25 protein-coding genes are annotated in these 24,374 nt (G+C 72.0%); 11 read left to right on the top strand and 14 right to left on the bottom strand.

The genetic code is table 11. The annotated features are described in order from the left end of the window. Nucleotides 1-15: 15 nt before the first annotated feature. Both N8J89_RS01295 and N8J89_RS01290 read left to right on the top strand, forming a co-directional pair. The gene (locus N8J89_RS01295) at nt 16-2,367 is read left to right on the top strand and encodes a penicillin acylase family protein (protein WP_283662545.1); all 2,352 of its coding nucleotides are present in this window, start codon (nt 16-18) and stop codon (nt 2,365-2,367) included. Between the two features lie 20 nt (nt 2,368-2,387). Beyond that, nucleotides 2,388-4,214 carry a S9 family peptidase gene (locus tag N8J89_RS01290; protein ID WP_283662544.1) on the top strand — a complete coding sequence of 609 codons (1,827 nt, stop codon included), beginning with the start codon at nt 2,388-2,390 and terminating at the stop codon, nt 4,212-4,214. Between the two features lie 54 nt (nt 4,215-4,268). On the opposite strand, the gene N8J89_RS01285 is transcribed toward N8J89_RS01290, so the two are convergent. From N8J89_RS01285 to N8J89_RS01265, 5 genes are all read right to left on the bottom strand, one after another. Beyond that, nucleotides 4,269-4,745: a Dps family protein gene (locus N8J89_RS01285; RefSeq protein WP_283662543.1), complete on the bottom strand. Its 477-nt coding sequence runs from the start codon at nt 4,743-4,745 to the stop codon at nt 4,269-4,271. A 74-nt stretch (nt 4,746-4,819) separates the two neighbouring features. After that, entirely contained in the window at nt 4,820-5,380 is a 561-nt protein-coding gene (locus tag N8J89_RS01280) for a DUF1707 SHOCT-like domain-containing protein (RefSeq protein WP_283662542.1), read from the bottom strand. 26 nt (nt 5,381-5,406) lie between these two features. Beyond that, nucleotides 5,407-6,012: an NADPH-dependent FMN reductase gene (locus N8J89_RS01275; protein WP_283662541.1), complete on the bottom strand. Its 606-nt coding sequence runs from the start codon at nt 6,010-6,012 to the stop codon at nt 5,407-5,409. A gap of 63 nt (nt 6,013-6,075) precedes the next feature. Beyond that, nucleotides 6,076-6,666 carry a DUF1707 SHOCT-like domain-containing protein gene (locus N8J89_RS01270; protein ID WP_283662540.1) on the bottom strand — a complete coding sequence of 197 codons (591 nt, stop codon included), beginning with the start codon at nt 6,664-6,666 and terminating at the stop codon, nt 6,076-6,078. 48 nt (nt 6,667-6,714) lie between these two features. Then, nucleotides 6,715-7,131, bottom strand: a complete 417-nt coding sequence (locus N8J89_RS01265) for a Fur family transcriptional regulator (protein WP_502868401.1) — start codon at nt 7,129-7,131, stop codon at nt 6,715-6,717. A gap of 81 nt (nt 7,132-7,212) precedes the next feature. Here N8J89_RS01265 and N8J89_RS01260 point away from each other — a divergent pair, with 81 nt between their 5' ends. Further along, a complete protein-coding gene (locus tag N8J89_RS01260) occupies nt 7,213-8,397 on the top strand; it encodes an MFS transporter (protein ID WP_283662538.1) in 1,185 nt (394 codons plus the stop codon). Here the strand turns inward: N8J89_RS01260 and N8J89_RS01255 are convergent. Beyond that, complete coding sequence (locus N8J89_RS01255; protein ID WP_283662537.1) at nt 8,394-8,942, bottom strand: TetR/AcrR family transcriptional regulator; 549 nt, start codon at nt 8,940-8,942, stop codon at nt 8,394-8,396. The genes N8J89_RS01260 and N8J89_RS01255 overlap by 4 nt on opposite strands. 111 nt (nt 8,943-9,053) lie before the next feature. On the opposite strand from N8J89_RS01255, the gene N8J89_RS01250 reads away from it, so the two are divergent. Next, nucleotides 9,054-9,968: an SDR family NAD(P)-dependent oxidoreductase gene (locus N8J89_RS01250; protein WP_283662536.1), complete on the top strand. Its 915-nt coding sequence runs from the start codon at nt 9,054-9,056 to the stop codon at nt 9,966-9,968. Here N8J89_RS01250 and N8J89_RS01245 read toward each other — a convergent pair. Genes N8J89_RS01245 through N8J89_RS01235 form a run of 3 tightly spaced genes read right to left on the bottom strand, consistent with a single transcriptional unit; the run spans nt 9,958 to nt 13,770 of the window. Then, nucleotides 9,958-11,421, bottom strand: a complete 1,464-nt coding sequence (locus N8J89_RS01245) for a gluconokinase (protein ID WP_283662535.1) — start codon at nt 11,419-11,421, stop codon at nt 9,958-9,960. The two genes, N8J89_RS01250 and N8J89_RS01245, sit on opposite strands and share 11 nt — an antisense overlap. Nucleotides 11,422-11,431: 10 nt before the next feature. Further along, nucleotides 11,432-12,502, bottom strand: coding sequence for an aspartate-semialdehyde dehydrogenase (locus N8J89_RS01240; RefSeq protein WP_283662534.1), 1,071 nt, complete (start codon nt 12,500-12,502; stop codon nt 11,432-11,434). A 2-nt stretch (nt 12,503-12,504) separates the two neighbouring features. Further along, a complete protein-coding gene (locus N8J89_RS01235) occupies nt 12,505-13,770 on the bottom strand; it encodes an aspartate kinase (RefSeq protein WP_252486085.1) in 1,266 nt (421 codons plus the stop codon). Between the two features lie 206 nt (nt 13,771-13,976). Between N8J89_RS01235 and N8J89_RS01230 the strand changes: the two genes are divergently transcribed. From N8J89_RS01230 to N8J89_RS01215, 4 genes are read left to right on the top strand one after another with little or no spacing between them, the layout of a single operon-like run. Continuing rightward, entirely contained in the window at nt 13,977-15,161 is a 1,185-nt protein-coding gene (locus N8J89_RS01230) for a putative hexosyltransferase (protein WP_283662533.1), read from the top strand. A gap of 14 nt (nt 15,162-15,175) precedes the next feature. Then, complete coding sequence (locus N8J89_RS01225; RefSeq protein ID WP_283662532.1) at nt 15,176-15,778, top strand: nitroreductase family protein; 603 nt, start codon at nt 15,176-15,178, stop codon at nt 15,776-15,778. A 39-nt stretch (nt 15,779-15,817) separates the two neighbouring features. Next, nucleotides 15,818-16,096 (top strand): type II toxin-antitoxin system Phd/YefM family antitoxin, encoded by a 279-nt coding sequence (locus N8J89_RS01220; RefSeq protein ID WP_283662531.1) that lies wholly within the window; start codon nt 15,818-15,820, stop codon nt 16,094-16,096. Continuing rightward, the gene (locus N8J89_RS01215) at nt 16,089-16,493 is read left to right on the top strand and encodes a type II toxin-antitoxin system VapC family toxin (protein ID WP_283662530.1); all 405 of its coding nucleotides are present in this window, start codon (nt 16,089-16,091) and stop codon (nt 16,491-16,493) included. The genes N8J89_RS01220 and N8J89_RS01215 overlap by 8 nt, the downstream gene beginning before the upstream one ends. 1 nt (nt 16,494) lies before the next feature. On the opposite strand, the gene N8J89_RS01210 is transcribed toward N8J89_RS01215, so the two are convergent. Beyond that, nucleotides 16,495-16,830: a hypothetical protein gene (locus N8J89_RS01210; RefSeq protein WP_283662529.1), complete on the bottom strand. Its 336-nt coding sequence runs from the start codon at nt 16,828-16,830 to the stop codon at nt 16,495-16,497. Between the two features lie 235 nt (nt 16,831-17,065). On the opposite strand from N8J89_RS01210, the gene leuA reads away from it, so the two are divergent. The 3 genes from leuA (at nt 17,066) to N8J89_RS01195 (ending at nt 20,604) form a co-directional block, all read left to right on the top strand. After that, complete coding sequence (gene leuA / locus N8J89_RS01205) at nt 17,066-18,859, top strand: 2-isopropylmalate synthase (RefSeq protein WP_252486079.1); 1,794 nt, start codon at nt 17,066-17,068, stop codon at nt 18,857-18,859. A gap of 37 nt (nt 18,860-18,896) precedes the next feature. Next, a complete protein-coding gene (locus tag N8J89_RS01200) occupies nt 18,897-19,922 on the top strand; it encodes a DNA topoisomerase IB (protein WP_283662528.1) in 1,026 nt (341 codons plus the stop codon). Between the two features lie 85 nt (nt 19,923-20,007). Next, nucleotides 20,008-20,604 (top strand): DedA family protein, encoded by a 597-nt coding sequence (locus N8J89_RS01195; RefSeq protein WP_283662527.1) that lies wholly within the window; start codon nt 20,008-20,010, stop codon nt 20,602-20,604. A gap of 36 nt (nt 20,605-20,640) precedes the next feature. On the opposite strand, the gene N8J89_RS01190 is transcribed toward N8J89_RS01195, so the two are convergent. The 4 genes from N8J89_RS01190 to N8J89_RS01175 are packed head-to-tail and all read right to left on the bottom strand — an operon-like array spanning nt 20,641 to nt 24,371. Next, nucleotides 20,641-21,291 (bottom strand): class II aldolase/adducin family protein, encoded by a 651-nt coding sequence (locus tag N8J89_RS01190; protein ID WP_283662526.1) that lies wholly within the window; start codon nt 21,289-21,291, stop codon nt 20,641-20,643. Between the two features lie 18 nt (nt 21,292-21,309). Continuing rightward, nucleotides 21,310-22,455, bottom strand: coding sequence for an ABC transporter ATP-binding protein (locus N8J89_RS01185; RefSeq protein ID WP_252486074.1), 1,146 nt, complete (start codon nt 22,453-22,455; stop codon nt 21,310-21,312). Further along, nucleotides 22,452-23,432, bottom strand: coding sequence for an ABC transporter ATP-binding protein (locus N8J89_RS01180; protein ID WP_283662525.1), 981 nt, complete (start codon nt 23,430-23,432; stop codon nt 22,452-22,454). Before N8J89_RS01180 ends, N8J89_RS01185 begins: the two co-directional genes overlap by 4 nt. A gap of 6 nt (nt 23,433-23,438) precedes the next feature. Further along, on the bottom strand, nt 23,439-24,371 hold the full coding sequence (locus N8J89_RS01175) for an ABC transporter permease (RefSeq protein WP_283662524.1): 933 nt from the start codon (nt 24,369-24,371) through the stop codon (nt 23,439-23,441). Nucleotides 24,372-24,374: the final 3 nt, after the last annotated feature.

Genomic DNA, 24,374 nt, shown 5'->3' with positions numbered 1-24,374 from the left:
CGGTTGACTGCCTCCATGCGAAGAGGACTTGTACTGGGGGCGGTTGTCACCGCGCTGGCGAGCACCGTGCTGGTGACGCCCGCGTCGGCGGAACCGGAGCTGGCTTTGCGGGATGGGCAGCGGTATGCGGCGGTGATCCAGCGGACCGAGTACGGGGTGCCGCACATCACCGGGGTGGACATGGGGTCGGCGGGTTACGGGTTCGGTTACGCCTATGCGCAGGACAACCTGTGCCTGATGGCGGACTACGTGACCACGCTGGCCGGGGAGCGGGCGGCGCACTTCGGGCCCGATGGGCGGGTGAACACCGGGGCCGGGAGCTTCACCAACCTGGAGAGCGACCTCTACTTCCGGGCGTCCAACGACACCGGGCGGCTGGAACGGCTGCTGGCAGCGCCGGGTGGGCCGTCGGCGGAGGCCAGGGAGACCGTGCGCGGGTACGTGGCCGGGTTCAACCGGCGGTTGCGGGAGACCGGGGTGGAGCGGTTGCCGGATCCGACCTGCCGGGGCAAGGGATGGGTGCGGCCGCTGACCGAGCTGGATGTGTGGCGCAACGTCTACGACACCAGCCAGCTGACCGGGGTGTCCTCCTTCGCCGGGCAGATCGCGAACGCGAAACCGCCTGTGGGCCAAGGGAGTCCGGGGGTGCCCGCGGCTGCGGAGATGCAGCCGGTGGGCAGCAACGCGTGGGGGCTGGGGCGGGCGGCGACCCGGGACGGCAGCGGGATGTTGCTGGCCAACCCGCACTTCCCGTGGGCCGGGCCGAAACGGCTGTACCAGGCGCAATTGACGGTGCCGGGCAAGCTCAACGTGGCCGGGGCGGCGTTGAGCGGGTTGCCGATGATCGCGATGGGGCACAACGAGTCCATGGCGTGGACGCACACCGTGTCCTTCGCCAGGCGGTTCACCCTGTTCGAGCTGGAGCTGGCGCCCGGTGACCCCACTTCCTATGTGGTGGACGGGAAAACAGAGCCGATGACCCGGCAGGCCGTGCGGGTCCAGGTGCGTGGCGCGGATGGTGCGCTGTCCACTGTGGAGCGTGTGCTGTACCGGTCGCGGTACGGGCCGGTGCTGGCCGACGGGTGGACCGCCGGGTCGGCCTTCGCGGTGCGCGGGTCCAATGAGGACAACGTGCGCGCGGTGGACCAGGAGCTGGCGCTGGGCCGGGCCAAGGACGTGGCCGGGGTGCGGGCGGCGCTGCACCGGGTTCAGGGGTCCCCGTTCATCAACACCATCGCCGCGGACAGCAAGGGCGAGAGCTACTACACCGACGCCTCGCTGGTGCCGCACGTCACCGACGAGCACGCCCAGCGATGCGTGGACACCCCGGCGGGGCGGGCCGCCTATCCCCACCGGGTGATCCTCAACGGCTCGCGGGCCGAGTGCGGCTGGGGCAGTGACCCGGACGCGGTGACGCCCGGGGTGTTCGGGCCGAAGCAGCAGCCCGCGCAGCAGCGTGCGGACTACGTGCACAACTCCAACGAGTCGGCCTGGCTGACCAACGCCACCGCGCCGCTGACCGGCTACCCGCGGATGTACGGCGAGCAGGCGGGCCCCCGCTCGCCGCGGGACCGGCTGTCCCACCTGATGGTGGAGCAGCGGCGCAACGGCACGGACGGGTTCGGTCCGGCCGGGTTCGACCTGCCGAGCCTGCAGCAGACCATGCTGGGCAACCGGACGCTCACCGGTGAGCTGTTCCGGGACGCGGTGGTCGGGCTGATCGAGGCCAACCCGGTGCTGACCGCCTCCGACGGCGCCCAGGTGGACGTGCGCGCGGCCGGGGCGGTGCTGGCCAAGTGGGATCTGAAGATGGACACCGGCAGCCAAGGCTCGGTGCTGTGGCGGGAGGTCTACGCGGGGATCGTGCCGCTGCGGAACAAGTTCGCGGTGCCGTTCGACCCGAAGGACCCGGTGCGCACCCCGCACACGCTCAACACCGCCGAACCCAAGGTCAAGACGGCCATCGCGGACGGGGTGCAGCGGCTGACCGGGCTCGGCCTGCCGCTGACGCTGGAGCTCGGCAAGGCGCAGCGGGACATCCCCTCGCGCAAGCTGCTGCCGATCCAGGGCTGCACCGGCTTCGAGGGCTGCTTCAACGTGACCGAGCCGACCACCACCAAGCTCGGGGCGGACGGCACGTACGGCAAGGTTGAGATGGGGTCCAGCTTCATCATGGCTGTTCAGCTGGGCAAGAACGGGCCGCGCACGCAGACCGTGCTGACCTACTCGCAGGCGGCGGACCCCACCTCGCCGCACCACTTCGACCAGACCGAGCTGTACGTGCGCAAGGGCTGGGTGCCGGAGCGGTTCACGCGAACGGAGATCCTGAAGGCGCCGGGGCTGCGGACCGACGTCATCGTGGAGTAGCGGTATCTAGGATCGGGGGCGTGAGCCAGCATCCGACCGCACAGGTCCCCGACCAGCTCTTCCCCGATCCGGTGGCCGAGGCGAGGTGGCGAGCCCGGTTCGCGGCGCCCAGGGTGTCGCGGCCGGGCTGGGCCGAGGACGCGCCGCAGCGCAGCCTCTACCTCTCCAACCTCGGCGGCGTGTGGGAGGTCTACGCCTGGGACCGGGACAGCGACACGCACCGGCAGGTGACCAACCGCAAGAACGGGACCACCAGCGCCACGCTCACCCCCGACGGCGAGCACATCTGGTGGTTCGCCGACACCGACGGCGACGAGTTCGGCCACTGGGTCAGCGAGCCCTACGGCGGTGGCGCGGCGCCGGTGCCCGCGCTGCCCGGCACCCCGGACGCCTACCCGGCCGGGCTGGCCCTGGGCAACCGGGTGGTGGCCCTGGGCACCGCGACCGACGACGGCACCACCATCTGGATCTCCAGGGACGGCGGGCCGTCGGAGGTCGTGTACCAGAACGAGCACGACGGCGGGGTGGGCTCGCTGGCCAAGGACGAGACGTTCCTGGTCATCTCGCACTCCGAGCACGGCGACTCCCGGCACCCGGCGCTGCGCGTGCTGCGCACCGACGACGGCAGCACGGTGGCGGAGAAGTGGGACGGCAAGGGCAAGGGCCTGGACGCGCTGGCCTTCAGCCCGGTGCCCGGCGACCAGCGGGTGCTGATCCTGCACGAACGGCGCGGCAAGGAAGAGCTGCTGCTGTGGGATGTCGAGGCCGACACCGAGGTCGAGCTGAGCATCGACCTGCCGGGTGAGATCGTCGGCGACTGGTACCCCGACGGCAGCGCGTTGCTGATCTCGCACACCTACCAGGCCCGCAACACCCTGCACCGCTACGACCTGACCACCGGCGAACTGTCCACTGTGGACACTGCTCGGGGCGTGGTCAGCTCGGCCGAGGTGCGCCCGGACGGCACCGTGGAGTACTCCTGGTCCTTCTCCGGTCAGCCGCCGGCGGTGCGCGCGATCGGGCCGGACGGCGTGGACCGGGTGCTGCTGGAGCCGCAGGGTGAGCGGGCCCCGGAGAGCGTGCCGCTGGACGACGCGTTCGTGGAGGGTCCCGGCGGCACGGTGCACGCGCTGGTGGCCCGGCCCGAGGGCGAGGGGCCGTTCCCGACCGTGTTCGACCTGCACGGCGGGCCGCACTCGGCGGATGAGGACCGGTTCTCCGCCTACCGCGCGGCCTGGGTGGACGCCGGGTTCGCGGTGGTGCACGTCAACTACCGCGGCTCCACCGGCTACGGCTCGGTGTGGCGGGACGCGATCGAGGGCAGGCCGGGCCTGACCGAGCTGGAGGACGTGGCCGCGGTGCACGCCTGGGCGGTGGGCTCCGGCCTGGCCGACCCGGCCAAGTGCGTGGTCGCGGGTGGCTCCTGGGGCGGGTTCCTGACCCTGCTGGCCGTGGGCACCCAGCCCGAGCTGTGGGCGGCCGGGGTGGCCAGCGTGCCGGTGGCGGACTACGTGGCCGCCTACGAGGACGAGATGGAGCCGCTGCGGGCCTACGACCGGGCGCTGTTCGGCGGCTCGCCGGAGGAGCTGCCGGAGCGCTACGAGGCGTCCTCGCCGATCACCTACGTGGACAAGGTGACCGCGCCGGTGCTCGTGCTGGCCGGGGAGAACGACCCGCGCTGCCCGATCCGGCAGATCGAGAACTACCTGGACCGGCTGGCCGAGCGGGGCGCGGAGTACCGGGTCTACCGGTACAACGCAGGCCACGGCTCGCTGGTGATCGCCGAGACCACCAGGCAGACCGCGGCCGAGATCGACTTCGCCAGGCAGGTGCTGGCCGCCGGGTGAGCCCGCGCCGCGGCGGCCGCGAACTCGCGGCCGCCGCGCAGGCGCAGGTCCGGCTCAGGCGAGCTGGGCCTGCCACATCCAGTGCGCTTCCTCCAGCTTGCCGGTGATCTCGATGAACAGGTCCTGGGTGACCAGGTCGGTCTTGTCAGTGGCGTCGATCCGGGCGCGCATCCGCTGGATGAGGGTGTCCAGGGTGGTCACGATCGCGCCGATGACGTCGGTGTCCTTCTTCCAGCCGTCCGGGAAGGCGGGCACACCGGAGGTCTCGGCCACGGTGGCCACCCGGCCGTCCGGGGAGACGCCGATCGCGGAGGCGCGCTCGGCGACCTGGTCGGTGTAGTTCCTGGCGGCGGCGACCAGCTCGTCCAGCTGGAGGTGCACGTCGCGGAACTGGCGGCCGACCACGTTCCAGTGCGCCTGCTTGGCGATCAGCGACAGGTCGATCAGGTCGACCAGTGCCGCCTGCAGCACGGCCCCGGTGGCATCGCGTTCGGCGGGGCCGAGCGGGCTCTTGATCGGGCTGGTGGTCATCACGCCTCCTTGTGTGGTGGGTGCGTGATGGGGTTTTCCGCTGTTCAGGGGCGGGAAACGCGATGTGCGGGGGTTCACCCCGCCTGGCTGGCCACCCGCACGTCGCCGAAGGTGGTCCAGGCCTTGATCCGGATCTTGGGCGCGCCGGGCACCGGCGGCACGTCGGCCAGCTCGACCTCCTCGTCGCCGAAGACCAGGCCGCTCCTGACCTCCACCTCGACCCCTTCCGGCACGGTGACCACGATGTCGCCGAACCAGGTCCAGGTGCGCACCTCCACCACCGGGTCGGTGATCACCGCGTGCCGCAGGTCCAGCTCGACGTCGCCGAAGAAGGAGGACACGGTGGCCCCGGTGGGCAGCGCGAAGCGGCCGCTGCGGGAGACGTCGTCGAAGACGGACTGGCGGCTGACCACCTTGGCCGCGGGCGCGGTGACCGGGGCGGGCAGCTGGCCGAGCACGGCGTTGACCTCGGCCTCGGACCCGGCACGCAGCACCAGGTCGACCTTGTCGGTGAACTCGTCCAGGGTCAGCCTGCCCTCGCCGACCGCGCGTTCCAGCGTGGCCTGGGCGCGGTCGCGGACACCGTCGAGCTCCGGTCCGGCCGGTACGGCGGGGATGGCGCTTGGCTCAGTCACGCCGTCCACGCTAGCCAGCGGGCCGCTCAGTCCTCATCGGCACGGAGTAGCACGTCAGGTCGGCCCTCAGGCTGATGCCTGCCGCGCAGCGCGAACTCGGCCACCTGCTGGCCGATGGTGCGCAGGGTCTCGCTGACCTGGGTGTCCGTGCAGCCGCCCTCGGGGTCGAAGCGCACCTCGCGGGAGTTGAGCGCGGCGCCCAGCGGGGTGGGCCAGCCGCGCAGCGCGTGCACGATGGAGCGCAGCGCGGTGAGCGTGGTGACCGCGGCCTGCCAGCCCATCGCGGTGGCCACGCAGCCGACCGCACGGCCGTCCAGGTACGGGCGCTCGTCGCCGCGCAGGTCCTCGATGTAGTCCAGGGTGTTCTTCACCAGGCCGGAGACCGTGCCGTGGTAGCCGGGCGAGACCAGCACCACGCCGTCGGCCGCGCGCAGCGCCTCCACCATCCGGACCGCGTGCTCAGGGCGTTCGGGCACCGCCGGGTCGTAGAAGGGCAGCACCAGTTCGGGGCCGGTGAAGGCGACCGTCTTCGCACCTGCCTCGCGGGCCCCGGCCAGTACCAGGTCCAGCGCGCGCTGCGACTGCGAGTCCGCGCGCAGCGACCCGCCGATGCCCACCACGGTGACCGTCATCCGTACAACTTCCTTCCCTCGGCCGACCCGGATCGCACGCTACGACCTCCACCTAGCTGGAGGTCAAGCGAGCCGGTCCAGCCAGCCCTTCACCCGCTCGGTCCAGTGCTGGTCGCGCACCTTGACATCGCCGAAGATCGAACGCGCGTGCAGGCGGATCAGCGGGCTGCCCGGCAGCGGCGGTTCGGCGGAGAGCTCGACCCGCTCCGAGCCGAAGACCACCGAGCCGTCGACCTCCACCCGGACGCCCTTGGGCACGGTGACCACCACGTCGCCGAAGCAGCTGAACACGGTCAGCTCCACCACCGGCTCGCTGATCACGGCCTGCCGCAGGTCCACCTTGGCGTCCCCGAAGACCGCGCTGACCTTGGTGCCCGAGCGCAGGGTGAACCGGCCGCTGCGGCGCACGTCGTCGAAGATCGAGCTGATGCTGACCTTGACCGCGCCCTCGGTGGCGGGCAGGGCAGGGGCGACTGGCGCGGGCAGGTCGGCCACCGCGCTGGCGATCTCGGCCGGGGTGTCCGCGCGCCACACCGTGTCGGCGCGCGCGGCGAACTCCTCCAGGGTCAGCCTGCCCTCGCCCACCGCGCGTTCCAGCGCGGTCTGGGTGGCGCGTTTGGTGTCCTCTAACGGGTCCTGACCGGGCAGTGTCACCAGGCCGAGGGTAGTAGGCCCGGTGACCCGATGTGCCCACTCGGCCCACTACCGGCAGTTCCGGCACCGGCCCCAGAACACGACCTCGGCCTCGTCCACGGCGAAGCCCGCGGTGTCCCCGGGGTCCAGGCAGGGCTTGTCCCCGCGCAGGCAGTCCACGTCCTCGGTGCGCCCGCACTGGCGGCACACCAGGTGGTGGTGGTTGTCCCCGGTCCTGGTCTCGAACCGGGCCGGGTGCCCGGCCGGTTCGATCCGGCGCAGCAGGCCGGCCGAGGTGCAGGCGCTGAGCACGTCGTAGATCGCCTGGGTGGACACCGCGCCGAGCCGGGCCCGCGCCGCGGTGGCGACCTGCTCGGCGGTGGAGTGCGGGTGTCCGGCGAGCCATTCGAGCACCGCGATCCGCGGCTGGGTGACCCGGAGTCCGGCCGAGCGGAGCTGGTCGCGGGCGGGGGTCTCGGGGTTCACCACCACTCCCTCCGGTGCGTCGGCCCCCGGGCGCGGGAAACCGCTTGGACGGCCGTCGGTGCCGCCAGTCACCATGCACGGGTGCCGATCGAGCCCTACCGCCGTCTGTTCGCGCTGCCCGGTGTCCGTTCCCTGGTCGTTGTCACCCTGCTGGCCAGGACCCCGATCGCGGCAGGGCCAATCGTGTTGAACCTGCACGTGTTGCAGGACCTCGGCCAGAGCTACACCTGGGCCGCGCTGGTGACGCTGGCGGTGACCGTCGGGCTGGCGGTGGGCTCGCCGCTGCTGGGCCGGATGGTGGACTCGGTCGGGCTGCGCCCGGTGGTGGTGCTGACCACGGTGGTAGAGGGCGTGTTCTGGTTCGCCAGCCCGTGGCTGGGCCTGACCGGGCTGCTGGCCACGGCCCTGTTCGGCGGCCTGTTCGCGCTGCCGGTGCACTCGATCTCCCGGCAGGCGATGGCCGCCCTGGTGCCGGAGGAGCAGCGGCGGACCGCGTTCTCGCTGGACTCGATGGTGGTCGAGGGCGCGTTCATGGCCGGTCCCGCGCTCGGTGTGCTGGTGGTGACCACGGTGTCCGGGCACGTGGCGATGGTCGGCATCGGCGCCTGCATCGTGCTGGCCGGGGCCGGGCTGTTCCTGCTCAACCCGGTCATGCGCGGCCCGGACTCGGTGGCCACCGGCCCGCGGCCGCCGCGTTCCAGCTGGCTGACCGCCCGGATGGTCGCGGTGCTGGTCGCCTCCTCGGGCGCGGTGCTGGTGCTGGCCGGCAGCGACCTGGCCATCATCGGCGTGCTGCGCGAGGCCGGTGAGCTGCCGTGGACCAGCGCGGTGATCCCGATCTGGTGCCTGGCCTCGCTGGTCGGCGGGTTCGTCTACGGCTCGCTGAAGCGGTCCTACCCGTCACTGGTGCTGATGGGCCTGCTCGGCCTGTGCACCATCCCGGTGGCGCTGGCCGACACCTGGTGGCTGATCGCCCTGATGATCATCCCGGCCGGACTGCTCTGCGCGCCGACCATCGCGGCCACCTCCGAGGAGGTCAGCAAGCTGGCCCCGGAGTCGGTGCGCGGCGAGGCGCTCGGCCTGCACGGCTCGGCGCTGACCACCGGCACCGCGCTGGGCGCGCCGCTGGCCGGGGCGGCGATCGACCTGTTCGGGCCGCCATGGGGCTTCGCCGCGGTGGGCGGGGCCGGGCTGCTCGCGGCGGTCATCGCCTTCGTGCTCTTCCGCGCCTCGGCGAAACGGACCGCGGCGAAGGTCTCGATCTAGGGGCGGTAGCGCAGGCCGTCCATCAGCAGGTCGAGCAGGCGGCTCGCGGCGTCGCGCTGATCCGTGGCACCCGCGACCAGCGCCACGCCGGCGATGCCCAGCAGCACGTCCTCGGCAGGCACGTCGGTGCGCAGCGCGCCGGACTCGGCGGCCGGGGCGAGCAGCAACTGGACGGCCGAGACCAGTGAGTCGCGGCTCTGCTCGTAGGGGTCCGCGCCGCTGGCGATCACCGCGTTGAGCGCGTCGGACATGCCGTGCTTGGTGGTCCAGTAGTCCAGGAACCGGTCCATCCAGGTGCGCAGCGCCCGCTCCGGCGGCAGCTCGGCGAGCAGGTCGGCCGCGGCCGCGCACACCTGGGCCAGCTCGTTGCGGTAGGCGGCCTCGATCAGCGCCTCCCTGGTCGGGAAGTGCCGGTAGAGCGTGCCGATGCCGACACCCGCTGCCTTGGCCACCGCGTCCAGGGTGGCCTCAGGACCGCGTTCGGAGAACAGCCGGACCGCGCACTTGAGCAGCTTCTCCCGGTTGCGCTGGGCGTCCGCGCGCATGCCCGCTCCACTCCTGTGACCCGCATCACCTGTTAAACGGAGGCTCCTCCGGTTAGCTTGGAGTCACCGGAGGCTCCTCCGGTTACAGCATAGCCCCAGGACGGACTCACCATGACCACTCGTTTCACCACCCCCTTCAACCACGAGTCCACCGCGGCCGAGGTCATCGCCGGCGTGGATCTGACCGGCAAGCGCGCCATCGTCACCGGCGGCGCCTCCGGTATCGGCGTGGAGACCGCACGGGCCCTCGCCGGCGCAGGGGCCGAGGTCACCATCGCCGCGCGCAACCTGGCCGCGGCGGAGGAGGTCGGCGCCGAGGTCGGCGCGCTGGCCGCGCACCTGGACCTGGCCGACCGGGCCTCGGTGGCCAGGTTCGCCGCCGACTGGCAGGGGCCGCTGCACATCCTGGTCAACAACGCCGGGGTGATGGCCTCGCCGCTGACCCGCACGCCGGAGGGCTGGGAGCTCCAGTTCGCCACCAACCACCTCGGCCACTTCGGGCTCACCCTCGGCCTGCACCGCGCACTCGCCGAGGCCGGTGGCGCCAGGGTGGTCTCGGTCAGCTCCTCCGCGCACCTGATGGGCACGGTCGACCTCGACGACCTGCACTTCGAGCGCCGTCCCTACGACCCGTGGGTGGCCTACGGCCAGAGCAAGACCGCCAACATCCACTTCGCGATCGAGGCCGCGCAGCGCTGGGCCGCGGACGGGATCGAGGTCAACGCGCTGATGCCGGGCGGCATCCGCACCGGGCTCCAGCGGCACGTGGCGAACGACCCGGGCTTCCAGGCCATGGTGGACGGCTCGGGCATGCGGTGGAAGACCACCGAGCAGGGCGCGGCCACCTCGGTGCTGCTGGCCGCCTCGCCGCTGGTGGCCGGGATCAGCGGCCGCTACTTCGAGGACGGCAACGAGGCGCTGCCGAGCGTGCCGGGTGAGGTCCGCCGGGGTGTCGCCCCCTACGCGCTGGACGCCGCCGCGGCCAAGCGGCTGTGGGAGGTCTCGGTGGAGCTGCTCAGCTCATGAGCTCGCGCAGTGCCAGGTAGACCCGCTCCACCCTGGGCCGGGCCGCGGCGAAGTGCTCGGCCAGCTCGGGGTCCGGGTGCACCGTCTCGGTCGGGGTGATCAGCCCGGCGGCGTCCTCCAGCGAGGACAGCACGCCCAGCGCCCGCCAGCCGAGCAGACAGGCGCCCAGGCCGGAGCCCTCGCTGTCCTCGGTGATCTCCAGGTCGGTGTCCAGCGCGGCCGCGATGAGCTGGCCCCACAGCGCCGAGCGGAACGAGCCGCCGGTGGCCCGCACCGGCGAGACCTCGGCCCCGGTGTCCCGCACCGCGTCCCTGACCAGGGCCAGCTGCTGGGCCACGCCCTCCACCATGGCACGGGTCAGCTCGGCCCGGCCGTGGTCGCGGCGCAGGCCGAGCAGCAGGCCCCGCGGGTCCGGGTCCCACCAGGGGGCGCGCTCGCCGAGCAGGTAGGGCAGTGCGAACAGGCCGTTCGCGCCGGGCGGCACCGTGGCGGCCTCGGCGAGCAGGTCGGCCATGTCCTCCTCGCCGACCAGCTCGGCGGCCCACTGGCTGACCACGCCGCCGTTGCTGACCGCGCCGCCGAGCACCCAGTAGCCCTCGGCGATGCCGTAGCAGAAGGTGCGGCCGCGCTCGTCGATGCCGGGTTCGGTGCGGACCACCCGCAGCGCGCCGCTGGTGCCCAGCGACAGCGCGGCCATGCCGGGGCGGACCGCGCCCACGCCGAGGTTGGCCAGCGGGCCGTCGCCGCCACCGGCCACCACCGGCAGGCCGCGGGGCAGGCCGAGGTCGTCGGCCACCCCATCGCGCAGCGGCAGGGTGTCGGTGGGGGCCAGCAGCTCGGGCAGCTGCCCGGCCGTGATCCCGGCCAGTTCCAGCGAGGGCTGGTGCCAGGCCAGCTGGTGGATGTTCATCAGCCCGCTGCCCGAGGAGTAGGAGTGCTCGGTGACCAGGCGGCCGGTGAAGTGGCGCAGCACGAAGTCCTTGAGCGCGCACCAGTACGCGGGCTTGGTGTCCGGGTCCTGCTCGGCGAACCAGACCAGCTTGCTCAGCGGCGCGAACGGGTGCACCGGCGTGCCGGTGGCCCGGTGCAGGTCGGCCGAGGCCGGATCGCTGCGCAGCCGGGCGGCCTGTTCGATGGCCCGGTTGTCCGCCCAGCTCAGCGAAGGGGTGATCGGGCGGTAGTCGGCGTCCAGCCCGATCAGGGTGTGCATGGCGCCGGTGAAGGACAGCCCCCGCACCGGGTCCTGGCAGGTCTGCACGCACTCGCGCACCGCGGCCAGTGCCGCGTGCAGCACCCGGTCCGGGTCGTGCACGGCCAGGCCGGGCTGGTCGGTGCGCATGGGGTAGCCGCGTTCGGCGAGGGCGAGCACCCGCCCCCGCCGGTCCGCGGCCACCACCTTGGTCGCAGTGGTGCCCAGGTCGATGCCGAGCACCACTCCGTCGCCCAGAGTCATGCCACCGAACCTACTGGGTGACGATGACCTCGGCGATCTCGTAGGTGTTCAGCGCCGCGCCCTTGCGCAGGTTGTCCCCGCACACGAACAGCTCCAGCGTGTTCGGGAAGTCCAGCGCCTGGCGGATCCGGCCGACGTAGGTCGGGTCGCCGCCGACCACCTCGGCCGGGGTGGGGTACTCGCCGTTGGCCGGGTCGTCCACCACCACGACCGAGGGCTGCGCGCCGAGCAGCTTCTTGGCCTGCTCCACGGTGACCTCGCGGGCGAAGGTGGCGTGCACCGCCAGCGAGTGCGTGGTGACCACCGGGACGCGCACGCAGGTCGCGGAGACCTTGAGGTCCGGGATGCCGAGGATCTTGCGGGCCTCGTTGCGGACCTTCAGCTCCTCGCTGGACCAGCCGTCGTCCTTGAGCGAACCCGCCCACGGCACCACGTTGAAGGCCATCGGCGCCGGGAACGGCGAATCGGCCTGGGTCAGCCCGGCGGCCTCCAGCGCGGCGCGCACGTCGCCCGCCTTCTCCCCGACCGCCTTGCCGGCGACCGCGGCGATCTCGGCGTAGAGCCGGTCCACGCCGGCCTGGCCCGCGCCGGAGACGGCCTGGTAGCTGGCCACCACGAGCTCGGTGAGCTGGTACTCCCGGTGCAGCGCGCCCAGCCCGGCCATCATGGACAGGGTGGTGCAGTTCGGGTTGGAGATGATCCCGCGCGGCCGGTTGCCGACCTGGTCGGCGTTGACCTCGGGCACCACCAGCGGCACGTCCGGGTCCATCCGGAACGCGCCGGAGTTGTCCACCGCGACCGCGCCGCGCTCGGCCGCGATCGGCGCCCACTCCGCGGAGACCTCGTCCGGCACGTCGAACATGGCCACGTGCACGCCGTCGAAGGCCTCGGGGGCCAGCGCGATGACGGTGTGCTCCACCCCGCGCACGGTGATCTTCTTGCCCGCCGAGCGGGCCGAGGCGATCAGCCGGATCTCACCCCACGGCACGGACTCCCTGCCGTTGATGATGTCGATCATGACCGTGCCCACCGCGCCGGTCGCGCCGACCAGGGCGAGCACGGGGCCGTTGGTGTTCGTCATGTTCAGCGCCCCGTTCCGGCGTAGACCACGGCCTCCTCGTCGCCACCGAGGTCGAATGCCTCGTGCAGCGCGCGGACCGCGTCATCGAGCTGGGTGTCCCGGCAGATCACCGAGATGCGGATCTCCGAGGTGGAGATGATCTCGATGTTGACCCCGACCTTGGCCAGGGCCTCGCAGAAGGTGGCGGTCACGCCGGGGTGCGAGCGCATGCCCGCGCCGATCAGGCTGACCTTGCCGACGTGCTCGTCGTAGGCGACGGACTCGAAGCCGATCTCCGGCTTGGCCTTGTCCAGCGCGGCGACCGCGGTCGGGCCGCCGGTGCGCGGCAGGGTGAAGGTGATGTCGGTGCGGCCGCTGACCGCACGGGAGACGTTCTGCACCACCATGTCGATGTCCAGCTCGGCGTCGGCGACCACCCGGAAGATCCGGGCGGCGACGCCGGGGTGGTCCGGCACACCGGTCACGGTGATCTTGGCCTCCGACCGGTCGTGCGCGACGCCGGTGATCAACGCCTGCTCCACGGCAAGATCCTCCATCGACCCGGTCACCAGGGTGCCGGGCTTGTTGTTGAACGAAGAGCGAACTCGGATCGGCATCCCGTTGCGCCGCGCGTACTCCACCGAGCGCAGGTGCAGCACCTTCGCCCCGCAGGCGGCCATCTCGAGCATCTCCTCGTAGGTGATCTGCTCGAGGTGCTTGGCGTCGGGCACGATCCTGGGGTCGGCGCTGAACACGCCGTCGACGTCGGTGTAGATCTCGCAGACGTCGGCGTTGAGCGCGGCGGCCAGCGCGACCGCGGTGGTGTCGGTGCCACCACGGCCCAGCGTGGTGATCTCCTTGCTGTCCTGGCTGACGCCCTGGAAGCCCGCGACGATCGCGATCGCCCCCTGGTCCAGCGCCTCCCGGATCCGGCCCGGCGTGACGTCGATGATCCGCGCCTTGCCGTGCGCCGAGGTGGTGATCACCCCGGCCTGGGAGCCGGTGTAGGAGCGCGCCTCCGCGCCGAGCGCGTGGATCGCCATGGCCAGCAGCGACATGGAGATCCGCTCGCCGGAGGTGAGCAGCATGTCCATCTCGCGGGCCGGCGGCACCGGGGCGACCTGGCTGGCGAGGTCCAGCAGGTCGTCGGTGGTGTCACCCATCGCGGAGACGGCCACGACCACGTCGTTGCCCGCTTTGCGGGTCTCCACGATCCGTTCGGCCACCCGTTTGATCCGCTCAGCAGTCTCCACCGAGGATCCGCCGTACTTCTGGACGACGAGCGCCACCGAACCGCACCTCCCACGAAGCCGCACACACCAGCACTAACCTGCGAGGACGCAGGTCCACACTCGCGAGCAGCCTACCCGCGCGCGCGAGGGTGTCCGGTAGCCATTCAGGGGACGCCTGGTCCCCCGCACCTGGTCCGGAAGCACTGGGACGGAGGAAATCTGTGTCGGCTGCGCAGGTGGGAACCGAGCAGGAGGCTGCTCCGGTGGGATCGGTCACATCTGGGCCGCGCCGCCGCCCACTGTGGCGTGATCCCGCCCGTTGGGAACGGAACAGGTGGGTCCGGCTGTTCGCCCCCGCCCTGCTCTACCTGGTCATCCGGCAGGTCGGGCTGTGGGTGGTGCAGTGGATGGCCGGCCGGAACCGGATCAGCGTGACCGGCGCGCTCACCTCGTGGGACGGGCAGTGGTACCTCTCGATCAGCGCCAGCGGCTACGACAAGGTGCCCGCCTCGCTGGTGGACGCCTTCGGGCGGCGCAGCGAGGAGACCCCGCTGGCCTTCTTCCCCGGCTACCCGATGCTGGTCCGCGCGGTCGGCGAGCTGCCGGGGGTCGGCCTGGTCGCGGCGGCCTTCGCGGTGAACGTGGTGGCCGGGGTGGTGTGCGCGTACGGCCTGGTCCGGCTGGGTGAGCGGATCGGCGGCAGCTGGCGCTGCGGGATGGTGCTGCTGGCGCTGTTCGCGGTCTCGCCGATGTCGGTGGTGCTGTCCATGACCTACTCGGAGGCGCTGTTCTGCGCGCTGGCGGTGTGGACCCTGCTGTGGCTCATCGACCGGGAGTGGCTGCTGGCCGCGCTGGGCTGCGCCACGGCCGGCCTGGTCCGCCCGACCAGCGCGGCGCTGGTGGCCGCGGTCTGCCTGGCCGCGCTGGTCACGGTGATCCGCGGGCGGGACGGCTGGCGGCCCTGGGTGACGCTGCTGCTGGCCCCGGCCGGCCTGCTCGGCTACCTGACCTGGGTGGGCAGCCGCACCGGCCGCTGGGACGGCTGGCTGGCGTTGCAGGCCCGCGGCTGGGACTCCCAGTTCGACGGCGGCCTGGCCACCGTGCGGTTCAGCCTGGACGTGCTGTCCTCGGCCAGGTCGGTGCTGGAGGTGGCGACGGCGTGGATCATCGTGCTGACCCTGGTGCTGTTCGCGCTCGGCCTGCACCACCGGCTGCCCTGGCCGCTGATGGTCTACTCCGCGGGGGTGATGTTCCTCAGCATCGGCTCCAACGGCCTGATGAACTCCAAGGCCAGGCTGCTGGTGCCGGCGATCACGCTGCTGCTCCCGGCGGCGGTGCTGCTGGCCCGCAGGCGTCCCGGCACCATGGTGACGGTGCTGGGCCTGCTGCTGCTGTTCGGTTCCTGGTTCGGCGCCTACTCGATCACCGCCTGGCCCTACGCGATCTGACCCGGAGGCCCTCCTTGACCGAGACCGCGGCGCACCCACTGGCCACCACCAGCGTCCCGGTGCACGACCTGATCGCCACCCGCTGGAGCCCGCGCGCCCTGGACCCGGCCGCGGAGGTCACCGAAGCGCAGCTGCGCGCGCTGTTCGAGGCGGCCCGCTGGGCCCCGTCCTGGGGCAACACCCAGCCGGCCCGGTTCATCCTCGGCCGCCGGGGGGACGAGACCTTCGGCAAGATCGTGGACACCCTGACCGAGGGCAACAAGCGCTGGGCCGCGGTCTCCGCCGCGCTGGTCCTGGGCCTCGCGGTGACCGAGCTGGAGGAGGGCAAGCCGATGCCGTACGCGGAGTACGGGCTGGGGCTGGCCGCGCAGAACCTGGTGCTGCAGGCGGTGGCCGAGGGCCTGGTCGCGCACCAGATGGCCGGGTTCAGCAGGCCCGGCGCGAAGGCGGTGTTCTCGCTGCCGGAGCACCTGGACCCAGTCGTGGTGATCTCGGTGGGCAGGCTGGCCGATCCGGCGAGCGCGGACCAGCAGCTGCTGGAGCGGGACGCCCGGCCGAGGACGCGGAAGGCGCTGGACGAGCTGGTGTTCAGCGAGTGGGGCGAACCGGCGTTCTGACGCGTAGCTCGGCGTGCTACGCGGTGCTACACTGGTGCCATGAAGATCCTCACCCAGCGGGAGTTCCGGAACAACTCCGCTGCCGTGATGGACGCGGTGGAGGCAGGCGAGACCTACCACGTCACCCGCAACGGGGTGCCGGTGGCGGAGCTGCGCCCGCTGTCCCGCAGGCGCAGGCTCAGCGCCGAGGAGCTGGTGGCGCGGCACCGGAAGCTGCCCAGGGTCGAGGCCGCACAGCTGCGGGCAGAGGCCGACGAGTTCTTCGGCACCGAGGGCCGGGTGGACGACGAAGACCCGTGGACGCGTGCCGGTGGCTGACCGTCCCGAGGCAGGGGTCCTGGACACCTGCGCGTTCATCGACCTCGACCGGCTCGACCCGGCCGCCCTGCCGGAGTTCCCGGAGATCACCGCGATCACCCTGGCCGAGCTGCACCAGGGCGTCGCCATGGCCAAGACCGCCGCTGCCAGGGCGGCCCGAGCCGAGCAGCTCGGGGCCGCGATCGTGGAGTTCGAGCCGCTGCCCTTCGACCGCGAGGCCGCGGCCCGCTACGGCACCCTGGTCGCGCTGACCCTGGAGGCCAACCGGAGCCCCAAGCCGCGCCGCCTGGACCTGATGATCGCGGCCATCGCGTCCTCGCGGGACCTGCCGCTCTACACCCGCAACGTGGCTGACTTCGCCGGGCTGGACGACATGGTCACCGTGGTCGGGGTCTGACTCAGCCGAGCCGGCGCACGATCCTGACCACGATCGAGGTCACGATCAGCCAGAACAGCGCCGCGATGCCGTAGTTGACCAGCACCCGCGCCTTCGGGTCCTCGGGCATGAACAGGTCCCGGAAGCCCAACGCCAGCGGGTCGGCCCAGCTCGCCACGAACTGGGTGATCCCGTTCTCCGGGTTCGCCCCGCCCACGGTGAGCACCACGTGCGCCACCAGGACCACTGCCACGATGGTGCCGATCCAGCGGAGTGCGCCGGCCAGCACGCCGACGATCCGCGCCCTGGTCAGCACCGCGGTGCCCCGCTGGTGGCGGCGCTCGGAGTGTTCGGCCATGAGGCGCAGTGTGGCATGTCCGGCGAGGTCAGGCTACCCGCCAGTAGGAAGTGGACACTCCCACGATCCGGGAGGTTTTTCTCATCCGCCCTGGCGGCGGGCTAGGCTCCCCCCGTGGCACGCGGCCTGCTCCTTCGCTGCCGCGACGGGGTCTGACCAGACCGGCCCCCCGTCGCGGAGTCCTGGCTGCGTTCTCGCCGGTCCCTTCCCCGGTTTGCAGGAGCCACCACATCCCATGAGCACCAACTCCGACGCGTTCATCTCTGCCGCCAGCCGGATCCGCCAGCCCGCTCGTCCGGCGCCTGCCGGTCAGCCCGCGTGGAACACCCAGCTGGGCAGCTCGATGCCGATCCACCGGTACAAGCCCTTCCACGAGTTCGTCGAGCCGGTCACCCTGCCCGACCGCACCTGGCCGGACCAGCGCATCGAGCAGGCCCCGCTGTGGTGCGCGGTCGACCTGCGGGACGGCAACCAGGCGCTGATCGACCCGATGTCGCCCGCCCGCAAGCGCCGCATGTTCGACCTGCTGGTGCGCATGGGCTACAAGGAGATCGAGGTCGGCTTCCCGGCGGCCAGCCAGACCGACTTCGACTTCGTGCGGGAGATCATCGAGGACGGTGCGATCCCGGCCGACGTCTCCATCCAGGTGCTGACCCAGTGCCGCCCCGAGCTGATCGAGCGCACCTTCGCCAGCCTGGAGGGCGCGCCCAAGGCGATCGTGCACATCTACAACTCGACCTCCGTGCTCCAGCGCAGGGTGGTGTTCCGGCAGGAGCGCGCCGGCATCAAGAAGATCGCCACTGACGCCGCCGAGCTGGTGCTGGCCTACGCGGAGAAGAACACCGACACCGAGTTCCGGTTCGAGTACTCCCCCGAGTCCTACACCGGCACCGAGCTGGCCTACGCGGTCGAGGTCTGCAACGCGGTCACCGACATCTGGCAGCCGACCCCGGACCGCCCGGCGATCATCAACCTGCCCGCCACGGTGGAGATGGCCACGCCGAACGTCTACGCCGACTCCATCGAGTGGATGCACCGCAACCTGACCCGGCGGGACTCGGTGCTGCTGTCCCTGCACCCGCACAACGACCGGGGCACCGCGGTGGCCGCGGCCGAGCTGGGCTACCAGGCGGGCGCGGACCGGATCGAGGGCTGCCTGTTCGGCAACGGCGAGCGCACCGGCAACGTGTGCCTGGTGACGCTGGGCATGAACCTGTTCAGCCAGGGCATCGACCCGCAGATCGACTTCTCCGACATCGACGAGATCCGCCGCACGGTCGAGTACTGCAACCAGCTGCCGGTGCCCGAGCGCCACCCCTACGGCGGCGACCTGGTCTACACCGCCTTCTCCGGCAGCCACCAGGACGCGATCAAGAAGGGCTTCGAGGCGATGGAGGCCGACGCCTCGGCCGCCGGCGCCGAGGTGGACGACTTCCGCTGGGCGGTGCCCTACCTGCCCATCGACCCCAAGGACGTGGGCCGCAGCTACGAGGCGGTCATCAGGGTCAACTCGCAGTCCGGCAAGGGCGGCGTGGCCTACGTGATGAAGTCCGAGCACCACCTGGACCTGCCGCGCAGGCTGCAGATCGAGTTCTCCCGGATCGTGCAGGAGGTCACCGACACCGAGGGCGGCGAGGTCTCGCCCAAGGAGATCTGGGACGTCTTCACCACCGAGTACCTGGACAAGAAGGCGCCGCTGGCGCTGCTGCGGCACCGGCTCACCGACGACGGCTCCGGCAACGAGGACATCGAGGCCACCGTCATCGTCGACGGCGACACCCAGGTGATCAGCGGCCGCGGCAACGGGCCGATCGCGGCCTTCGTGGACGCGCTGACCACCATCGGCTACGACGTGCGGGTGCTGGACTACGCCGAGCACGCGCTCTCCGCCGGTGACGACGCCCGCGCCGCGGCCTACCTGGAGTGCGCGGTCGGCGGCCGGGTGCTGTGGGGTGTCGGCGTGGACGGCTCGACCGTGGCCGCCTCGCTCAAGGCGATCGTCTCCGCGATCAACCGCGCCTACCGCTGAGCCGCATCACCCGGAGCGGAGTGGGTATCCGCTCCGGGTGACCAGGCTCCGGCGCAGTGACCCAGGGGCAGCGGGACTCACCAGGGCCAGGCACGGCCGGGGGTTCCGCTACCTGGACGCGCGCGGCGAACCGGTGGACGCCGCCGCCCTCACCCGGATCAAGGAGCTGGTGATCCCGCCGGCCTGGCGGGAGGTGTGGATCTGCCCACACCCCAACGGCCACATCCAGGCCGTCGGGGTGGACGAGGCCGGGCGGCGGCAGTACCTCTACCACCCGGCCTGGACCGCCCGCCGGGACGCGGAGAAGTTCGACCGGGTGCTCCGGCTGGCCGCCCGGCTGCCCAAGGCGCGGACGCGGATCGCGGAGTTCATCGAGCAGCCGGGACTGGGCCGGGAGCGGGTGCTGGCGGCGGCGCTGCGGCTGCTGGAGCTGGGCGCGTTCCGGGTCGGCGGGCACAGCTACGCCAAGGAGAACGGCAGCTACGGGCTGGCCACCCTGCGGCGCGAGCACGTGGCGCTGCGCAAGGGCCGGATCCACGTCTGCTACCTGGCCAAGAGCGGCCAGCAGCGGGAGGTCTCGGTGGTCGATGACCAGGCGTTCTCCGTGGTGCGGGGGCTGTTGCGGCGGGAGGAGGACAACCCGGAGCTCTTCGCCTACCGCAACGGTGACGGCTGGCGGAACGTGCGCGCCGAGGAGGTCAACGAGTTCCTCCGCGAACTGGTCGGGGACGGGTTCTCCGCCAAGGACCTGCGCACCTGGAATGCCACCGTGCTGGCGGCCACCGCACTGGCCGCCGAGGAACGTCCGGCGAGCAAGACCAGTCGCAAGCGGGCGGTGGCCGGGATGGTCCGGGAGGTGGCCGAGGAGATCGGCAACACCCCCGCGGTCTGCCGCCGCTCCTACATCGATCCGCACGTCATCGACGCCTATGACCACGGTCTCACCATCCGGCCGACCGTCCTGCGGATCAGGAGCACCGATTTGACCATGCCGGAAACACGCGACACCATCGAACGCTCAGTGCTGCGGCTGCTGCGCCGGGCCAGACGCGACCTGGGCTGAGCAGCTGAAGAGTCACTGAAGGACCGGGCCAGACCGGATCCACGACCGTGTTCCCTACGTTGGGCGAGATGTGAACTTCACCGCTGTGCCTGAGCTGCTGCTGCTGGCGACCTTCGTGGTCGCGGTCGTTCCGCTGGCGCCCACCGAGGCGTTCGTGATCAGCTCCGGACTGCTCGCCGCGTCCGGGCAGCTCTCCCTGCCGGTGGTGATCGTGGTGACCGCGGTCGGCTGCCTGATCTCCGACCTGATCAACTACCGGGTGGGCTACAAGTTCGGCCCGCCCGCGCTGCACCGCTTCGAGCGGCGCAAGGGCGGCACGCCTGCCTCGGTCCGCTGGGTGCGCGCCCGGCTGGAGCAGCACGGCGAGCCGGTGCTGGTCGCGGCCAGGTTCGTGCCGGGCGGCGGCATCGCGGGCGCGATGCTGGCCGGCACCTTCCGGATGGGCCCGCGCCGGTTCACCGTGGCCGCGGTGATCGGCTCCGCGCTGTGGGCCACCTACGCCTCGCTGCTGGGCTACACCGGCGGCCGCCTGACCTCCGACCCGGTGCTCGGCCTGCTGCTGTCCATCGCGATGGCCGCGGTGCTCAGCCTGATGGTGGCGCTGCTGGTCCGGCGGGCCCAGCGCCGCGCGGACGAGGCCGAACGGCTCGAGCGCGAGGCGCTGGAAGCCCTGGTCGCCTAGGTCCCCGGACATGCTCTTCAGCCTGGCCCGGAAGAGTCAGATCTCCTCGCCGGGGTGCTGCCCGTACTCCTGGATCCGCGGCGTCACCTCGGCCAGCTCCTCGGCGAAGAGCAGCCGCGGCGTGACCCCGCTGGAGAGCACCCGCAGCGCCACCTCGGCCAGCCACTCCAGGTAGGCGGCCCGGCGGAAGGCGTGCGCCAGGGTGCCGGCCACGGTCACCGCGCCGTGGTTGCCCAGCAGGCAGGCCGAGGAGCCCTGGAGCGCGGCCACCGTGGCCTCGGCCAGCGCGGGGCTGCCGTAGGGCGCGTACGGCGCGACCCGGACCGCGCCGCCGAATATGCCCAGGTAGTAGTGCACCGGCGGGATCTCCTCGACCAGGCAGCTCAGCGCGGTCGCGGCCACCGAGTGGGTGTGCACGATCGCCCTGGCGGCACCGGCGGCGTAGATCGCCTGGTGCATGGGGAGCTCGCTGGTCGGCGACAGCGGCGCCTCGACCGGCCTGCCGTCCAGCCGGTGCAGGCCGACCTGCTCGGCGGTGAGCTGGTCGTAGTCGACCCCGCTCGGGGTGACCAGTAGAAGATCATCGACCCGGAGGCTGACGTTGCCCGCCGTGCCGACGACCAGTCGCTGTTCGACCAGTCGCCGGCACGTGGCCACGATCGCCTCGCGCTGCGCCCGATATCGCACGGGAACAGGGTGACAGAGCTACGGCCCGAGCACCTCAGTGACCGACGCCGGACCGGTCAGGCTGATGTCCGGCGAGATGCCGTCGTCGGCCTGCACCAGCTCCGCCTCGACCTCGTGCGGCCGGATCCGCCCGGCCTTGATGTCCTCCGCGTAGTGGCAGGCCACCCGGTGGCCCGGCGCGACCTCCCGGAGCACCGGCCGCTCGGTGTCGCAGCGGGTCGCCTGCCGCCACGGGCACCGGGTGTGGAACCGGCAGCCGGTGGGCGGGTTGGCCGGCGAGGGCAGGTCGCCGGCCAGCAGGATCCGCTCGCGGCGGTCCTCCAGCAGCGGGTCCGGCACCGGCACCGCGGACAGCAGCGCCCTGGTGTACGGGTGCTGTGGGTCGGCGTAGAGGGTGTCCGAACCGGCCTCCTCGACCAGTCCGCCCAGGTACATCACGCCCACCCGGTCGGAGATGTGCCGCACCACGGCCAGGTCGTGCGCGATCACCAGGTAGGTGAGCCCGAGCTGCTCCTGCAGGTCCTCCAGCAGGTTGACCACCTGGGCCTGCACCGAGACGTCCAGCGCGGACACCGGCTCATCGGCCACGATCAGGTCCGGTTCCACGGTCAGCGCACGGGCGATGCCGATGCGCTGCCGCTGCCCGCCGGAGAACTCGTGCGGGTACTTGCGCAGCGAGGTGCTGGGCAGCCCGACCGAGGTGAGCAGGTCGCGCAGCCGCTTGCTGGTCTGCGCCTTGCCCTTGTCCAGGTTGTGCGCGCGCAGACCCTCCACCAGGATCGACTCCACCGACTGCCGGGGGTCCAGCGAGGACAGCGGGTCCTGGAAGATCATCTGCATCCGGCGGCGCATGTGCCGCAGCGGCTCGCCCTTGAGCGAGGACAGGTCCACGCCGTCGAAGACCACCTTGCCCGCGGTGGGCGGGGTGAGCTTGAGCAGCGCCCGCCCGAAGGTGGACTTGCCGCAGCCGGACTCGCCGACCAGGCCGTAGGTCTCGCCGCGGCGCACCGAGAGGTCGACGCCGTCCACCGCGTAGACGTAGCCCACCGTGCGGTCCAGCACCACCCCGCGCTTGATCGGGAAGTGCACCTTCAGTCCCTCGACCGTGACCAGAGCATCGTCCACAGTGGACACTCCGGTGGTCGTCTCGGCCGGGGCGGTCATGCCGGTACCTCCTGCTGGACCGGGTTGTGGCAGCGCAGCAACCGGCCCGCCTCGAGCTCCATCGCCGGGGTCACCTCGACGCAGGTGTCCAGCGCGTTCGGGCAGCGCGGCGCGAAGGCGCACGCGTGCGTCCACGGGATGTTGTCGGCCACCGATCCACGGATCGGCACCAGCTTTTCCCCGCGCGGGGCGTCCAGCCGCGGGATCGAGGCCAGCAGCCCGTGCGTGTACGGGTGCTTGGGCGTGGCGAAGAGCTCGTGCCGCCGCCCGCGCTCGACCACCCGGCCGCCGTAGAGCACGTTGACCTCGTCGCACAGCCCGGCCACCACGCCGAGGTCGTGCGTGATCATGATCAGCGCGGTCTCGGTGTCCTGCACCAGTTCCTTCAGCAGCGCCAGGATCTGGGCCTGGATGGTCACGTCCAGCGCGGTGGTCGGCTCGTCCGCGATCAGCAGCCGGGGCCGGCAGGCCAGCGCCATCGCGATCAGCGCGCGCTGCCGCATGCCGCCGGAGAGCTGGTGCGGGTACTCGGTGAGCCGCCGGGTCGGGTCCGGGATGCCAACCTTGTCCAGCAGGTCCTTGGCCTCGCCCATGGCCTGCTTGCGCGCCATGCCGCGGTGCCGCTCCAGCACCTCGGTGACCTGGATGCCGATCGGGATCACCGGGTTCAGCGAGGACAGCGGGTCCTGGAACACCATGCCCAGGTCCCGGCCGCGCCGGTCCCGCATCTGCCGGTCCGACAGCGAGAGCAGTTCGGTGTCCTCGAACTTCACCGAACCGCTGACCTTGGCCCCGCGCTTGGGCAGCAGGCCCATGATGGCCAGCGAGGTGACCGACTTGCCGCAGCCGGACTCGCCGACCAGCCCGACCGTCTGGCCGGGCGCGACGTCGAAGCTGACCCCGTCGACCGCGGCGAAGGGTTCCTCGCCGTGCCGCTGGAAGACCACGCTGAGGTCACGAACCTCAAGCAGCGCCATGGGGATTCACCGCCTGTTCTTCGGGTCGAGGGCATCGCGCAGCGACTCGCCCATCAGCGTGAAGCCCAGTGCCACCACGATGATGCAGCTGGCGGGCCAGAAGGCCAGTGACGGGTGGCTGTCCAGCACGGTCTGCGAGCCGCCGAGCATCTGGCCCCACTCCGGGATGTTGTCATCCGGGTTGCCGAGGCCGAGGAAGGACAGCGCGGCCGCGTCGATGATCGCCACCGCGAGCACCAGCGTGGACTGCACGATCACCGGGCCGAGCGAGTTGGGCAGCATGTGCCGGAACACGATCGCGGCCGGTTTCACACCGAGCGCCCGCGCGGCCAGCACGTGGTCGCTGTGCCGTTGCGCCAGCATCGACCCTCTGAGCAACCGCGCGAAGATGGGTATCTGCACGATCGCCACCGCGAGGATCACGGTGAACTGGTTGGCCTGGGCGAACAGCATGCCGATGGACACCGCCAGCAGCAGGCTGGGGATGGACAGCATGACGTCCACCGCGCGCATGACCACCGAGTCCACCCAGCCGCCGAGCGCGCCGGCCAGCGTGCCCAGGATCAGGCCGCCGCCCAGGCCGATCATCGTGGCCAGCACGCCGACCAGCAGGGTCTGCTGGGAGCCGATGAGCAGGCGGGAGAGGAAGTCCCGGCCCTGCAGGTCGCCGCCCAGCGGGTGCCCCGGCTGGGACGGCGGGATCTCGTTGCGCGCCTTGATCACCTGGTCGGCCAGCATCCGGTCGGCCGGGTCGTGCGGGGCCAGCAGCGGGGACAGGATCGCGACCAGCACGAACAGCAGGATGATCCCCGCGCCGGTCAGGAAGACCGGGTTGCGGCGCAGCCGCCGCCACGCGCTGGCCGCCAGGCTGACCCCGGTGTCCACCTGCGTCTCCGCGGTGGAGGAAGCCAGATCGTCGATCTTGGTCTTGCTTGGCATGTC

Source organism: Crossiella sp. CA-258035 (genome assembly GCF_030064675.1).
GTDB lineage: Bacteria > Actinomycetota > Actinomycetes > Mycobacteriales > Pseudonocardiaceae > Crossiella.
Note: the sequence above shows the minus strand (reverse complement) of the source record. Positions and strands in the feature narration are given on the sequence as shown.